Annotated in this window: 15 protein-coding genes; 6 read left to right on the plus strand and 9 right to left on the minus strand. The window is 43.0% G+C overall.

What is annotated here, in order from left to right; translation table 11 throughout:
- Positions 1-623: 623 nt before the first annotated feature.
- From PLE34_RS06195 to PLE34_RS06205, 3 genes are all read right to left on the minus strand, one after another.
- Entirely contained in the window at positions 624-1,421 is a 798-nt protein-coding gene (locus tag PLE34_RS06195; RefSeq protein ID WP_324555003.1) for a DUF1801 domain-containing protein, read from the minus strand.
- 5 nt (positions 1,422-1,426) lie between these two features.
- Positions 1,427-1,942: an SRPBCC family protein gene (locus PLE34_RS06200; protein ID WP_324555005.1), complete on the minus strand. Its 516-nt coding sequence runs from the start codon at positions 1,940-1,942 to the stop codon at positions 1,427-1,429.
- A gap of 115 nt (positions 1,943-2,057) precedes the next feature.
- Positions 2,058-2,852, minus strand: coding sequence for an NIPSNAP family protein (locus tag PLE34_RS06205; protein ID WP_324555007.1), 795 nt, complete (start codon positions 2,850-2,852; stop codon positions 2,058-2,060).
- A 197-nt stretch (positions 2,853-3,049) separates the two neighbouring features.
- Here PLE34_RS06205 and PLE34_RS06210 point away from each other — a divergent pair, with 197 nt between their 5' ends.
- A complete protein-coding gene (locus tag PLE34_RS06210; protein ID WP_324555009.1) occupies positions 3,050-3,541 on the plus strand; it encodes a YajQ family cyclic di-GMP-binding protein in 492 nt (163 codons plus the stop codon).
- Between the two features lie 718 nt (positions 3,542-4,259).
- On the opposite strand, the gene PLE34_RS06215 is transcribed toward PLE34_RS06210, so the two are convergent.
- Positions 4,260-4,817 (minus strand): NUDIX hydrolase, encoded by a 558-nt coding sequence (locus PLE34_RS06215; protein WP_324555011.1) that lies wholly within the window; start codon positions 4,815-4,817, stop codon positions 4,260-4,262.
- Between the two features lie 2 nt (positions 4,818-4,819).
- Complete coding sequence (locus PLE34_RS06220) at positions 4,820-5,599, minus strand: (Fe-S)-binding protein (RefSeq protein WP_324555013.1); 780 nt, start codon at positions 5,597-5,599, stop codon at positions 4,820-4,822.
- A gap of 155 nt (positions 5,600-5,754) precedes the next feature.
- Between PLE34_RS06220 and PLE34_RS06225 the strand changes: the two genes are divergently transcribed.
- The gene (locus tag PLE34_RS06225) at positions 5,755-6,300 is read left to right on the plus strand and encodes a YceI family protein (protein WP_324555015.1); all 546 of its coding nucleotides are present in this window, start codon (positions 5,755-5,757) and stop codon (positions 6,298-6,300) included.
- An 84-nt stretch (positions 6,301-6,384) separates the two neighbouring features.
- Here PLE34_RS06225 and PLE34_RS06230 read toward each other — a convergent pair whose 3' ends face one another.
- Positions 6,385-7,707 (minus strand): 4Fe-4S dicluster domain-containing protein, encoded by a 1,323-nt coding sequence (locus PLE34_RS06230; RefSeq protein ID WP_324555017.1) that lies wholly within the window; start codon positions 7,705-7,707, stop codon positions 6,385-6,387.
- A 90-nt stretch (positions 7,708-7,797) separates the two neighbouring features.
- Here PLE34_RS06230 and PLE34_RS06235 point away from each other — a divergent pair, with 90 nt between their 5' ends.
- From PLE34_RS06235 to PLE34_RS06250, 4 genes are all read left to right on the plus strand, one after another.
- Positions 7,798-8,292: a phosphoribosyltransferase family protein gene (locus PLE34_RS06235; RefSeq protein ID WP_324555019.1), complete on the plus strand. Its 495-nt coding sequence runs from the start codon at positions 7,798-7,800 to the stop codon at positions 8,290-8,292.
- A 73-nt stretch (positions 8,293-8,365) separates the two neighbouring features.
- The gene (locus PLE34_RS06240; protein WP_324555021.1) at positions 8,366-10,114 is read left to right on the plus strand and encodes a phospho-sugar mutase; all 1,749 of its coding nucleotides are present in this window, start codon (positions 8,366-8,368) and stop codon (positions 10,112-10,114) included.
- 12 nt (positions 10,115-10,126) lie between these two features.
- A complete protein-coding gene (locus tag PLE34_RS06245) occupies positions 10,127-11,038 on the plus strand; it encodes a sugar phosphate isomerase/epimerase family protein (protein ID WP_324555023.1) in 912 nt (303 codons plus the stop codon).
- Between the two features lie 211 nt (positions 11,039-11,249).
- Positions 11,250-11,852, plus strand: a complete 603-nt coding sequence (locus tag PLE34_RS06250; protein ID WP_324555025.1) for a hypothetical protein — start codon at positions 11,250-11,252, stop codon at positions 11,850-11,852.
- Between the two features lie 2 nt (positions 11,853-11,854).
- Here the strand turns inward: PLE34_RS06250 and PLE34_RS06255 are convergent, their stop codons facing one another.
- The 3 genes from PLE34_RS06255 to PLE34_RS06265 all read right to left on the minus strand — a co-directional run bounded on the left by PLE34_RS06255 (position 11,855) and on the right by PLE34_RS06265 (position 13,496).
- Complete coding sequence (locus PLE34_RS06255; protein ID WP_324555027.1) at positions 11,855-12,415, minus strand: DUF1415 domain-containing protein; 561 nt, start codon at positions 12,413-12,415, stop codon at positions 11,855-11,857.
- 9 nt (positions 12,416-12,424) lie between these two features.
- A complete protein-coding gene (locus tag PLE34_RS06260; protein WP_324555029.1) occupies positions 12,425-12,634 on the minus strand; it encodes a VF530 family protein in 210 nt (69 codons plus the stop codon).
- Between the two features lie 109 nt (positions 12,635-12,743).
- Positions 12,744-13,496 carry a DUF4412 domain-containing protein gene (locus PLE34_RS06265; RefSeq protein ID WP_324555030.1) on the minus strand — a complete coding sequence of 251 codons (753 nt, stop codon included), beginning with the start codon at positions 13,494-13,496 and terminating at the stop codon, positions 12,744-12,746.
- Positions 13,497-13,542 lie beyond the last annotated feature (46 nt).

A 13,542-nucleotide genomic window follows, 5' to 3' on the forward strand; every position in this document is an offset into this window, starting at 1 on the left:
TGCTATCGGGAGTACATAAAAAGATAGTGTTAAATCAGGCAAATGATGTCTGTATATTATCGTGAAAAGTGAGAGGATAGAAGTGAATAGGCAATGGGTAATAGTGAATTCACCTCTCACAATTCACTATTTACCCCTTCTCCTGTTTCACACAACACTAACAATATCCTAAAAGATAGTAAATGATTACGAAAACAAGTATAGAGCCAAGACAACCGCCACCCCATTTATAAGCGCCGTATCCTGCAAGTAAAGTTCTGAGCCAGTTTTGCATAAAATGTATTTTCAGTAAAGTATATATAAAATTGTGCCAGTGCAATAAATATAACTATTAGGTTTGATAATTCTTACCATTCCGGGAAATACCGGCTTAATGTAAAACTATTGTGGAAAAAATGGGACATTCCGGCTTTTCCTCATACCAGCGGGAAATGATAATAAAAGCTTGTGTGTTATACGCACAGGGGTATAAATCCGGTGAAAACCGCTGCAATTAAGCGGTTGGTTATTATTGCCCGCTGATCTCTTTCAACTTTGCCAGCGCCTTCGGCCAGGCAGTATTAAAATAATCAACAAAATTTTCTGTTTGAACCTTTTTCATTTTAGTTATTTTGTATTGGTGATCAGGGCTGGCTGTCGCCCGTTTTTAGCACCAGCACCCCTTTGCGTTTTACAATGTTTTTATAGTCCCACTGGATGTCTCTTGATTTTTTCAACCAGCGTTGTAAGTCTTTTGTATTGATCTGCGCTGCCGATGAGTAGCTTATAGACGCATCCCTGAATTTTTTACCTTTCAGTGCCAGCTTTTCCTCGTTAAACGATTGCCCGCTCCAAAACATCAGCCGTATATGATTCTTCAGCTTGCTGTAGCCTGCAACCGGATTTCCTTCCAGAAACCAAACAGGATGCCCGTGCCATATTTTATTTTCGGCTTCAGGCAGACCCTTACTGATCTCATGTGCCAGCAAAGTACAAATACTCCTGTCTTCCTCCGGCAATGTAGTATTGTACGTTTGGATATCGCTATTTAAGGCTCCGGACTGCTGCTTTTTGTTTTGGAGTGGCTTGGTGTTTTTGCTATTTTCCTTTACTTTGAACCGTACTATTTTTTCAATCAGATACAAAGGCAGGGGTTTGTCTGCGGGAAACTGCACAGAGCCTTTTCCCTGCTTGTACTGTGAGAGCTCTTTTGCAAATTGGGAGTGGCCCGACGGTGTTGCATAGAAGCCGATATGATTTTTGTACCCGGCAAAATATATCAATGGTTTGCCATTCAGCTTGTAAGCGGGTATAGCATAGCTGATACTTTCTTCTGCATTTGGCGCGATCTGCTTTATAGCTGAACGGATCTGCTTCAATCGTTCCTGGATGCCTTCCGGGAATTTTTTCATGTATTCATCAACTGTTTGAGATGCGGTCATTGTCATTATTTTTCCAGTACAACTTTTAAATGCTGCAGACCCTTTTCAAAATCCTTCCCCACATCAAAAAACAGGCCCATCAGGTTTAAGGGCCAGGGTGATCGGCCGGTGATCCCCCATGTTACCGATGTTTGGTCAGTTCCGGCGTCTTTTACAATAAAAAATGCCGCAGCAGGGTCGCCAAAACCAAAATCAAGTTCGGTTTCAATACGCTCCCCTTCCACAATTTTTGTAATCGTTTGCGATCCTTTACCTACTTTTTCCCCATCCCAGCTGTATTTAAAACCAACCTGCCCGTCTGTTCCTTCAGAGCTTGTTTTCATTTCCGGATCAGCCTTTTGCCATACGCCGAAGTTGTCCTGGTTCTTCACGTATTTAAGGTAGTTAAACACTTCCTGACGGGGCTTGTTAATAACGATCTGCCGCTCGCTTTTAAATGCTTTAGGAACAAACAGGGCCACTACAAGCAATAATGCGATTAGCCCGAGGAGAACAAACAGTATTTTCTTTACGACTTTCATTTTTTCCCGGTTTAAGCGTAATAGTATAATATTATATATTATAAAGGTAGACCTGGCCTGAGAAAAAAACAATGGCACCTTTTGCCATTTTGAGGGGGTATTTGCGACAAATATCTCAATAGTCCGAATACGGTGCCGGATATGTTAATATGGTTTCATTCCTTGACACATTGTTTTTATATTCCTGCTTTGCGGAAAGCGCTTTCCATTCGGCATCATCCCTGAATGCTTGCCAGTGCGCATCGCGGTCGGCCATGTTTTCAAAGCTGGTCATATACATCAGGTTGGGCATGCGGCTCCCGGCAATTACCTCACCATAAAAAACGGCATTGAACCGAAGTCTTTTGAAAAGAGGGATTTCTCCGCCTTCATTAAACATGTGCACTTTATTCCAATACAACTTTTCAGTAGCGCTTTCATAGCTGCGCAGCTCATATACCCTTTCCTTTTTGCCTGATTTTAATCCGGGGATGGCCGATTGTGGTGCAAGGTTAAAAGCACGCAGCAATATAGATTCCATACGGGTATAGGGGGCTGCATTGTAAGCTGCATCTGTATAAGCCTTTGCCGCATTAACATAACCGGCATCCTTTTGTAATTGTTGCGGCAGGGTAAGCCATTGTTCCATTGATCTGAGCGGAATAAGAACATATAGTTTTTTGTTGGCGGCAGTGTCATTATCCAGCGGTTTAAAAGCGCCAATGCTTTTAATGCCTGCTTTATGTAATGCCGGTATATAGGCCTCAGACAGGTATTTGTCTAATATTTCTTCCTGGGCGGGTGTGGTGAAATGGTACAACTTTATTTCATAAAATTCACGGCCGGCGTTTTTATGCTGCGCCATGGCGCTTGCAAAAAAAAGAATACTTAAAATGGTGGCAGGGACGAGAAACATACCTTTTTTAAACATGACAAATCGTTTTATCCGCTCAAAATAAACCAAATAAGCAAACGAAAATTTTTGGAGCTAACTTTTTTGGGTAATCCGGATTAATTTTTTTATTGATTTTCGTTGCTTCCGTTCGCACAAAACTGTTGTACAAATACCAACATATTAGTTCCAATGGTGAGATATAATATATATTTGTATCTGAAAAAACAATCGCTATGCCTTCATTTGATATGGTAAGTAAAGTAGACGCCCAGCTATTGGATAACGCTGTGAATGTTACGAAAAAGGAGATCACTAACCGTTTTGATTTTAAGAACGCGCATGTTGTGATTGATCTCAATAAAAAAGAATTCAAATTAAATATTGAAACAGACGATGACATGAAAATGCGGCAGTTAATGGATGTGCTGATCAGCCGGGCACATAAGCAGGGCATAGCGCCGGAGGCATTTGACCTGTCGAAAGAAGGGGCGCAAAGCGGTAAAGCATGGAAAAAAGAAGTAACGGTACGTAACGGTTTAAAACAGGAAGATGCCAAAAAGATCATTAAGCTCATTAAAGACTCCGGGTTAAAAGTTCAGGCATCCATAAATGATGACCTGGTACGGGTTACGGCAAAGAAAATAGACGACCTGCAGGCTGTGATCCAGGCTTCCAAAACATGGGAACTGGGTATTCCGTTGCAGTATGAGAATATGAGATCATGAAATTTGAGATTTCAAATTTCAAATTTGAAATGTTTGTGCACAACTCGGTCTAAAACCTGCGAAACTCCCTTTTTTTGTGCATAACCGGGTGCATTTCCGGTGCATAGTAAATCAGTAAAAAATTTGGAAACAGGTAAAACCATGACGTATCTTTATTGTACAAACGTTACAAGTAATACCGGAAACAGTAAGAAAGTAACACGATGAGCGGAAATCCGTCAGAAGATGGAAGCCCATCACGAAAGCATCGGGTAAGTAAGTATGAAAGCGCAAGCCAACATACCGAAATCACTTGATGCTTTCCTTTTTAGGAGGCATAAGATTCTGTGTTAGCCGTCAGCTATCGGTGGCTATTGAAATTTGAGATCTAAAATTTGAGATTGTGTCTCGCTTCGGATTTGAACGTCTTTGCGAGACCCTAAACCGATCTGAATAATGTGTGCTACTTTTTAAGGGTCGAAGCCTGCCTACCGGCAGGTAGGCAATCTCCAGGATCGGAGACGGATTTTTTTAGTTTGCAGTTTATGGTTTGTGGTTTATTGTTGGAGTTTCCCTTCGGATTTCGAATTTTCCTCTTCAAATTTAACATTTGAATTTTATCCGCCCCGGCGGACAAGCTTGCCTGCCGCAGGCAGGTTTGATTTTTGTGATTTGGTTCTTGATGCTTGCTTATACTCTGTATTCCTTCGAATTTCGTTCTTCCTGCTTCGAACTTAATTTAATACTCCATATACCCCAGCTTATTTAAAGCATAAAACAGGCAGGTAACATGAAGCGCCTGCAGTATTTTATTTTCTTTCAGCATTTGTTTGATCTCTTCAATGCTAAACAGGTATACTTCTATCTCTTCATTGTGGTCTAATTGCTGCTCCTGCACTTTTTTGCCGCCACGGGCAAGATACATATGCATGAGGTTGTTGTTGGTAGAAGGATTGGGAGATATTTTCCCCAGGTACTCGTAATCAGTGAATGTATACCCGGTTTCTTCCAGCAATTCACGTTCGATAGCCGCCTGCAGGGAAGGGTCGGTATCATCTACGCAGCCTCCCGGAATTTCCATGATGGTTTCGCCTAATGCATGCCGGTACTGGCGCACCATTACCACCTGGTTGTTTTCGGTAAGTGCCACGGCGGTTACCCAGGTAGGAAACTCATATACATAATAGGGGTCAATGATCTTTTGCTCCGGCGTTTCACACCTGTCTTTGCGGATCGTAAACCATGTGGCTTTATAAAGATATTCGGAAGACAGTATTTTCCATTTCAGGTCTTTCATATTTACTGCATTGACGCATTGATTAATTCGGCTATATCCAGCACTTCCACACCCGCTTCTTTCTCATTGCTCTTTACACCATCAGTAAGCATGGTATTACAATATGGACATGCTGATGCAATGACCGTGGCGCCGGTTTGCAGCGCTTCATTGGTTCTTTCGAGGTTAATTCGTGTGGATCCTTTCTCTTCTTCCTTCCACATTTGCGCTCCGCCGGCGCCGCAGCACATTCCTTTGCTCCCGCAGCGTTTCATTTCCACCAGCTCGGCGTCAAGCGCCTGCAGCACTTTACGCGGCGCTTCATAAATATTATTGGCGCGGCCCAAATAGCAACTGTCGTGGTAGGTAATGCGTTTCCCTTTGAAATCCCCGGTTTCTTTCATTCTGATCTTTCCCTCATCAATCAACTGCTGCAGAAAAACGGCGTGGTGTATCACTTCGTAATTACCCCCCAGTTGGGGATATTCATTTTTCAGGATATTAAAACAATGCGGACAGGCAGTAACGATTTTTTTGATCCCGTAATTGTTGAGCGTTTGGATATTCTGGTAAGCCATCATCTGGAACAAAAATTCATTGCCGGCCCTTCTTGCCGGGTCGCCGGTACAGGCTTCTTCTTTTCCAAGAATGGCATATTTTACCTGCACCTTATTAAGAATGCTTACAAAAGCCTTTGTTATTTTTTGTGCCCGCTGATCAAAACTACCGGCACAGCCTACCCAAAATAATATGTCGGGACTTTCCTGGCTGGCATACAATGCCGACATTACCGGAATCTCCATGCTGAATTTGATTTTAGTTTCAAAGCTAAACGAAATTTATCATTATACTATTTTACGGCGCTGGAGGTTATGGGCACATTATGTTTTTGAACATAAGCAGGGCCTTAACAAATCTGTTAATACCTTTGAATGGTTTTAACAACCCATTACCAGGCATGAACCGTATAGCTACGCTTATTATTGTTTTGTTTATAACGAATATAAGTTTCGGACAGCATTTTACACCCACCGACGAAGGATCGGAGATCGGGTTTAAGATCAGGAATTTTGGCGTGAACGTGAGCGGAAGCTTTAAAGGGTTGGAGGGAAAGATCATTTTCTTTCCCGATAGCCTCAGCGCTTCTCATTTTGATGTAACGATAGACGTTAAAACGATCAATACCGGCATTAACCAGCGTGATAATCATTTACGGTCGGAAGATTATTTTGAGATCGCTAAGTACCCGCATATTCACTTTCTGTCTGAACGAATCACAACGAGCACAAACAAAGCATATCTTTTTGTTTTCGGAAAGCTTACCATTAAAGATATTACCAAAGAAATTTCCTTCCCGTTTAAAGTAACTCCCAAAGATGATGACTATATTTTTGAGGGCGAATTTACATTAAACCGCCGGGACTATAACGTAGGTGGCGGCAGCATTACCATGGGGGATAATGTTACGCTAAACCTTAAAGTGCTGGCAAAAAGCGATAAATGAATGTGGGGTACAGGTCTCAAGTTACAGGTTGCAGGGGTATTTCCTTGTAACCCTGTAACCTGTAACCCTGTAACCTGCAACAGTTTACCCCGTTTCCCCCGCCCATTTATCTCTGTCATCGGGACTGAACTGCCAGGGTGCGAAATTATTTTCGATATTGCTGAACATCGCGTTCCATTCCTGGGGAGCGTTGCTTTCTTCCATAACCAGTGAACGGCGCAATTCCAGGATGATCTCAAGCGGGCTGATGCTTACCGGGCATTCTTCAACACAGGCATTACAGGTAGTACAGGCGCGCAGTTCCTCAACTGTAATATAATCATGCAATAGGGTTTTGCCATCATCTTTAAACGTCCCGTTTATCCTGATGTTTTTCCCGGTCTCTTCCACGCGGTCCCTTGTATCCATCATGATCTTCCGGGGCGACAATGCTTTTCCGGTGATAGTAGCAGGGCAGGCGGCAGAACATCTTCCGCATTCGGTACAGGAATAGGCATCGAGTAAATTTCTCCAGGTTAAGTCAAATACATCCTTAGCGCCAAAGCGGGAGGGAGGAGCTGCGTCTGCAGGAGCCAGCTCCGGCTGCATGGCGTACAATACTTCGTTTTGAACAGCAGGCATATTGTTCATTTCTCCTTTGGGCAGCAATCTTGCGTAGTAAGCATTGGGAAAGGCCAGCATGATATGCAGGTGCTTGGAATAAGGCAGGTAGTTCATAAACGCCAGGATGCCCAGTATATGCAGCCACCAGCAGCTTCTTTCTATAGCCACCAGCATAGCTTCATTCAATGAACTATACAATGGGGTAAGCATGCCCGATACCCAAAACCGGTCTGTGGCGTTTTCTCCATAATGTCCATATCCCTTACTTTGTAATACCAGGTCTGTGCTGTTCATGGTTAAAAAAAGCAGCATCAGCACAATCTCTGTGATCAATATATAGTTCGCGTCGCTGCGGGGCCATCCGTCTAAGTCTTTACTGATAAATCTTTTCAGTTTTATAATGTTTCTGCGGATGAGGAAAATAGCGCAGGATACGATTACGAGCACCGCCAGTATTTCAAATGCATTGATCAGGAAACCATACAAGCTGCCCAAAACAGGTGCAAACAGCCGGTGTGTTCCCAATATGCCGTCTAATATAATTTCCAGCACTTCTATATTGATGATGATAAAGCCGGCATATACAAAAAAGTGAAGCACCGCAACCAATGGGTTCCTAAACATTTTTTTTTGCCCGAAGGCAAGCAGCAGCACATTTTTCCAGCGAACGGAGGGCTGATCGCTGTAATCTGCATCGCGCCCGGTAAGTATATTTTTACGTATACCCGAAATGCGTTTTGCAAACAGGCCAATGCCCGTGGCAGCGGCAATAATAAAAATAACCTGCGAAACAATATGCATCATAACATAGTTGTAATGCTAAGGTAGGATGTTTAGTACGAATTGTTTTATTCATTAATACCCCTTAGTTTTGATACGATCAATTCATGAAGGATGAAGAACTACATTCTTACTAAGGAAAAAATAGACAAGATACTAAGGCGGATAGCATTTGAAATAGTGGAACGTAATACAGGCGAAGACCAGATATTACTGGCAGGCATCAGGGAAAACGGGTTGGTAATTGCTCAAAAGCTGCAACAACTGTTAACGGGTATTTTTAAAGGACAAATTGAGGTGATGGACATAGGGGTAGATGATAAAAGGCGTCCCGGAAAGATCACGTTAAGCAGTGAGCGAAGTTTTGACGATGCCGTGGTAATTGTAGTGGATGATGTGGCCAATAGCGGTAAAACCATGCTTTACGCACTAAAGCCTTTCTTACAGGATCAGCCCAAAAAGATCCAGACGCTTGCCCTTGTAGACAGAACGCATAAAACCTTTCCGGTGCATACCGACTACGTTGGATATGCCGTGGCTACTACTTTACAGGAACACATATTTGTTGAAGTGGAAAACGGGCATATTTCCGGAGCCTGGTTAGAATAATTTTGAGCATTTCCTTATTTCCCCCGAAATTCGATGTGCATATATTTTTGATTGCAAACTATAATGATATATTATGGACACCAAAATTAAAGAGCGGGTAAACGCATGGCTCAACGGATCTTTTGATGAAGCCACTAAAAACGAAATAAGAACAACACAGGCGGAAAACCCCGATGAGCTTACGGAAGCCTTTTACCGTAATCTTGAATTTGGAACCGGCGGGTTAAGAGGTATTATGGGCGCAGGCACCAACCGGATTAATAAATATACCATTGGAATGGCCACGCAGGGCTATGCCAACTATTTAAAGAAAGCCTATCCGGATAACAGGATAAGCGTAGCCATTGCGCACGACAGCCGCAATAACAGCCGCCAGTTTGCAGAAATTACAGCCCATGTTATGGCTGCCAACGGCATAAAGGTATTCCTGTTTGAATCGCTGCGGCCCACGCCGGAACTGTCTTTTGCTATCCGCCAATTGGGTTGTAAGGGGGGCGTAGTATGTACGGCTTCCCATAATCCTAAAGAATACAATGGCTATAAGGCCTACTGGAACGACGGGGGACAATTAGTACCGCCACACGATAAAAATGTGATTGCCGAAGTAGATAAAATTGCTTCTGTTGATGAAGTGAAATGGAGCCTGCCTGCCGGACAGGAAGGTGGGGGAGAAGCGCTTATTCAACTCATTGGCAGGGATATGGATGAAGCTTACTGGCAGATGGCAAAGGATTTGAGCGTATATCCCGATGTAATTGCAAAACAGCATGATCTCAAAATCGTATACACTCCCATACACGGTACAGGCATTATGCTGGTGCCGGAATTATTGAAAAGGTATGGTTTTACCAATGTTACGATCGTAGAAGAGCAGGCGAAGCCGGATGGTAATTTTCCAACAGTGGTATATCCTAACCCGGAAGAAAGTGAAGCCATGAGCATCGGGTTAAAAAAAGCGAAAGAACTGGATGCCGATATTCTTTTGGGAACCGATCCCGATGCCGACAGGGTAGGCATTGCCGTTAAAGATCACAAAGGGAGCTGGGTGCTGGTAAATGGTAATCAAACCGCCGTGCTTGCTTTTAATTATCTTATAGAAGCGCGTAAAGCCAAGGGCATTGCGAAGCCCAACGATATGGTAGTAAAAACCATTGTAACCACCGATATGATCAACCGCATAGCCGGTGAAAATAACGTTACCTGCTATGATGTGCTCACCGGCTTTAAATGGATTGCGGAGCTCATCAAAGAAAAAGAGAGCAGTGAAAATTATATTATCGGCGGCGAAGAAAGCTATGGCTTAATGGTAGGTTCAAAATTGAGGGATAAGGATGCGGTAAGCGCCGTGGCCATACTCAGCGAAATGGCCGCTTATGAAAAAAATAAGGGAAGAAGCCTTTTTGAAAAGCTGATTGACCTGTATGTGCAGTATGGGTATTATAAAGAACATCTTATTTCCATTACCAAAAAAGGTATGCGCGGACAGGAAGAGATTGCTGAAATGATGGAATCTTTCCGGCAGCACACGCCTCAATCCATTAACGGATCGCGGGTAGTGCAGTTGCTGGATTATGAATTGCGGAAAGGGAAGAATCCCGTAACCTGGGAAGAATGGGAGATCAGGCTGCCGAAATCCAATGTGCTGCAGTTTATCCTGGAAGATGGCAGCAAGATTTCCGCAAGACCCTCAGGCACCGAACCTAAAATAAAATTTTATTTTAGTGTAAATGCAAAGCTTGCCGGCGCGGGCGATTTCGACAAAGTGAGCACCGAACTGGATCAGCGCATACAAAACATTATTACGGATTTAAAGCTGAAGTAATAAATATTTTTCATGAGCCGGTTTACACGAAGGAAATTCCTGCACACGTCTGCCGCATTACTGGGAGCAACCATTGCCGGTTCTTCTTTTGATACTAAAAAGAAGCAACTCTTATTGTCTTTTTCCACGTTGGGATGCCCCGACTGGAACTTTCAGCAAATTGCTGATTTTGCAGCAGCGCATGCCTATGAGGGTATTGAACTAAGAGGTATACAGCGTGAGCTGGATCTTACAAAATGTTCCGTATTCCGTACTGCGCAAAGCAGGTCCAACACGGTTTCGCTGATGAAAGAAAAAGAACTGCGGTTTGCGGGACTGGGCTCTTCCGCCACCCTGCACTTTGCTGAAGGAGCGGAAAGGAATAAGAACATAGATGAAGGCCGCCGGTTCATTGATCTTGCACAGCAAATAAACTGCCCCTATGTACGGGTGTTTCCCAATAACTTTCCCAAAGACCAGGATAGAAATGAAACAATGGATCTTATTGCCAGCGGTTTGCTGGAGCTGGGTAACTATGCTAATGGCAGCAAGGTAACGGTATTGATGGAAACCCATGGCGATGTGGTTAAAACGAGCGACCTGGAAAAGATCATGCAATCGGCCGAACATGCGCATACCGGACTGGTGTGGGATATAGCTAATATGTGGTCGGTAACGCAGGAGCCCCCAATGGAGGTATATCAAAAATTAAAAAAATATATTCGCCATACCCATATCAAAGATGGAAAGTTAGCCGACGGAAAGTTACAATATACGCTTTTAGGCCAGGGTGAAGTGCCTCTGTCTGAAGCAATAGAAGCTTTGGAAAAAGGAGGGTATAAGGGATATTATAGTTTTGAATGGGAAAAATTATGGCATCCCGAAATTGAAGAACCGGCAATTGCGCTGGCTGATTATCCTATATCAATTCAACAGTATTTTTAAACCATAAACTGCTGCGCTGGTCCATCTTTTTTCCAAAAATTGCAGCATTTTCCTGTCATTGAGCGATGAAAACCCGCTTTTTACCGAATAGTAACAATTTCAAAAAATTATACTTTTATATTTGTGACCTGAATCCCATTTCTATGATCATTTAATAAATGATCCGGATATAGAACGGAAAAGCCTTTTTGTTTCAACCAAATTTTACGTAATGAAAAAGCTTTTACTTTTAGGATTCACCTGCTCTATTTATTTTATGCTGCCCGTACAGGCACAGGTTATCGAAAAAACAGTTCCTTATCCCACAAAATCACCGCAGATAGCGGTAAATGTTCAGGGCACTTACAATGGTTTTTCTTATCCCGCCACTTATGGGATAGGTATTGATCTTAAGCTCATGCTTAACGCGCAGCAAAACGCCGATGCCTATAACCAGTATGTTATTACGGTAAAAGGAACGCATACCATTCCAACGGATGGCCCGCTCTGGGGTTCATTTGATGATGGTAAGTTCAATAACGTAAGCGCTATCATTCTTATGGGGGGATACAGGTTTAATTTTGGAGCACCACGTTACCTGCACCAGGATTTTAAAAGGGAAACAGGCGGATGGTTTCTTGAACTCGATGGCGGAGGCGCCCATTACCGTTATTCCAAAACCAGGCTCCGGCCTGTGATCTCCACTACCGTGGGATGCGCTGTAGCGCCGCATCTCGATATTATAGGATCATATACCTATAGCGGTACATGGCTAACCAGCGAAAGAAAATTTCCGCTGGCCGTTTTTGGAATGGGTGTACAATATAAATTATAAAATCATTTTTGAAACAGCAAACTGTTCATCAGTAATTGCTGCATATAACGAAGCCCTTTTTCTCTTGTAAACGCGATGTTGCGTTCGGGCACCTCATTAATGCCCGGGTAGTTGTCTACAGCTTTGCTTACACTATCTTCTCTTAAAAAATGCAGCATGGCATAGGGAGAACGATTGGTATAATTAGAAGGGTCGTTATTAATACTTCCCGCAAATACATATTGCGGGTGAAAGCTGGCTACCTGGTAAATACCTTCATAGTTTTCCTGGCGGAGCAATTGCTCTGCCCGTTCCACAAGACTGAGATAAACATCGAATAACCGGAAGCTGTTGGGCAGGATTAAGAAAGCGGTTTCTATATCACTGCTGTCATCCAGCAGGCGCAGCATCATTAATGCGGTTTCCAGCGTGGTTGCCGTACCGGCATCGGCTAATACCTGATAATGAATGGAACCACGCTTCAATTCTTTCGCGGCAAACGGGCAAAAATTACAGCCTACCACTACATCAGTGATCCACTTTTTTGTTTGTGCTATAATTTGTTCTCTATGGCGATCGTTCATTTTAAATTTTCAGGTCATGGATTTAATATACAGTGCTTCTACTTTTTTTCTTGCCCAGGGCGTTTTACGCAAAAACTTAAGGGAAGAATTGATGCTGGGATTACTGGTGAAACAATTGATCCTGATCATACTGCCCAGATCCTCCCACCCAAAATGATGCACCAGTTCTTTAAGGATCATTTCGAGTGTTTTGCCATGAAGCGGGTCGTTGGATGTCATGCATAACGTTTGTAACAAAGATAGCCGTAATGCATTAGTCTGAACCTGTAAAGGCCGTTAAATTACCTTTGCATCAAAAACTCCGTTTTTTTAAATCAATCTCTATAATTTACCTTCCGGTCATATTGATCATTTTATATCCGCTTGTATTAAATTTTTTCCCGTCTTTATCTACAGCAGTAGCTTCCATCCGGGTAAGCTCGCCCTTTGAGGTATCTGTTGATTCCATTTTGAGCATTACACCGTTGGCTACGCCCTGCATGTCCGGAAAGCCTTTGCCTTTCGTTGCCTTACCGCCGCCCATCGCCATGGCCATACTTTTGGCATAGTCGCCAAAGCCTGACCCCAGCTCACTGGTGATCCAAACCAGCGTTTCAGCTTTATCGCTGCTTATTTTATACTGTTCGCAGGTATAGCCGAGTATCTTTTCTGATTTACCGGTTTTGGTAATCTTTCCATCCGGCGTATCCTCTGCGTTTACGCCGGCTTTGTCCGTAACCTGGTCTATCAGCTTCTTTATATCCATAACCATTGCCATTTTTTGCGCCTCCATCAGGGTAAGCATTTTCATAGATTTCATATCATATACCATAAACATAGCGGTTTGTCCGCCCATGCCAATGCCTGTATAACCGGCTTCCGAATACCACATGCTCATTTCCTGTCCCTTTTTCAGTTTATCATTTTTACCGGAGAACATTTCATAGGTAACGCCCAGCTTAAACTGGTATTCCTCGGGGAGCTTCGCGCTTTCCTGCGCATATATATCAGCAGCGGAAAATATGTTCCATACCAATGCAAAGATCACAGGAGCGTAAAACAATATGAATGACCGGAAGCGTATAGTGGATTTGTTGTTCATAACGAAGCAATTTTTGAATAAAAATATTTAGCACTCAATATACATC

The organism is Agriterribacter sp. (genome assembly GCF_035445465.1).
Lineage (GTDB): Bacteria > Bacteroidota > Bacteroidia > Chitinophagales > Chitinophagaceae > Agriterribacter.

What these genes read in the sequence shown, in the direction of transcription:
- PLE34_RS06240 (WP_324555021.1), top strand. Translation starts at nt 8,366, where the DNA reads ATGGACACCAAAATTAAAGAGCGGGTAAACGCATGGCTCAACGGATCT.
- PLE34_RS06205 (WP_324555007.1), bottom strand. Translation starts at nt 2,852, where the DNA reads ATGTTTAAAAAAGGTATGTTTCTCGTCCCTGCCACCATTTTAAGTATT.
- PLE34_RS06230 (WP_324555017.1), bottom strand. Translation starts at nt 7,707, where the DNA reads ATGATGCATATTGTTTCGCAGGTTATTTTTATTATTGCCGCTGCCACG.
- PLE34_RS06215 (WP_324555011.1), bottom strand. Translation starts at nt 4,817, where the DNA reads ATGAAAGACCTGAAATGGAAAATACTGTCTTCCGAATATCTTTATAAA.
- PLE34_RS06195 (WP_324555003.1), bottom strand. Translation starts at nt 1,421, where the DNA reads ATGACCGCATCTCAAACAGTTGATGAATACATGAAAAAATTCCCGGAA.
- PLE34_RS06225 (WP_324555015.1), top strand. Translation starts at nt 5,755, where the DNA reads ATGAACCGTATAGCTACGCTTATTATTGTTTTGTTTATAACGAATATA.
- PLE34_RS06250 (WP_324555025.1), top strand. Translation starts at nt 11,250, where the DNA reads ATGAAAAAGCTTTTACTTTTAGGATTCACCTGCTCTATTTATTTTATG.
- PLE34_RS06210 (WP_324555009.1), top strand. Translation starts at nt 3,050, where the DNA reads ATGCCTTCATTTGATATGGTAAGTAAAGTAGACGCCCAGCTATTGGAT.
- PLE34_RS06265 (WP_324555030.1), bottom strand. Translation starts at nt 13,496, where the DNA reads ATGAACAACAAATCCACTATACGCTTCCGGTCATTCATATTGTTTTAC.
- PLE34_RS06255 (WP_324555027.1), bottom strand. Translation starts at nt 12,415, where the DNA reads ATGAACGATCGCCATAGAGAACAAATTATAGCACAAACAAAAAAGTGG.
- PLE34_RS06235 (WP_324555019.1), top strand. Translation starts at nt 7,798, where the DNA reads ATGAAGAACTACATTCTTACTAAGGAAAAAATAGACAAGATACTAAGG.
- PLE34_RS06260 (WP_324555029.1), bottom strand. Translation starts at nt 12,634, where the DNA reads ATGACATCCAACGACCCGCTTCATGGCAAAACACTCGAAATGATCCTT.
- PLE34_RS06200 (WP_324555005.1), bottom strand. Translation starts at nt 1,942, where the DNA reads ATGAAAGTCGTAAAGAAAATACTGTTTGTTCTCCTCGGGCTAATCGCA.
- PLE34_RS06220 (WP_324555013.1), bottom strand. Translation starts at nt 5,599, where the DNA reads ATGGAGATTCCGGTAATGTCGGCATTGTATGCCAGCCAGGAAAGTCCC.
- PLE34_RS06245 (WP_324555023.1), top strand. Translation starts at nt 10,127, where the DNA reads ATGAGCCGGTTTACACGAAGGAAATTCCTGCACACGTCTGCCGCATTA.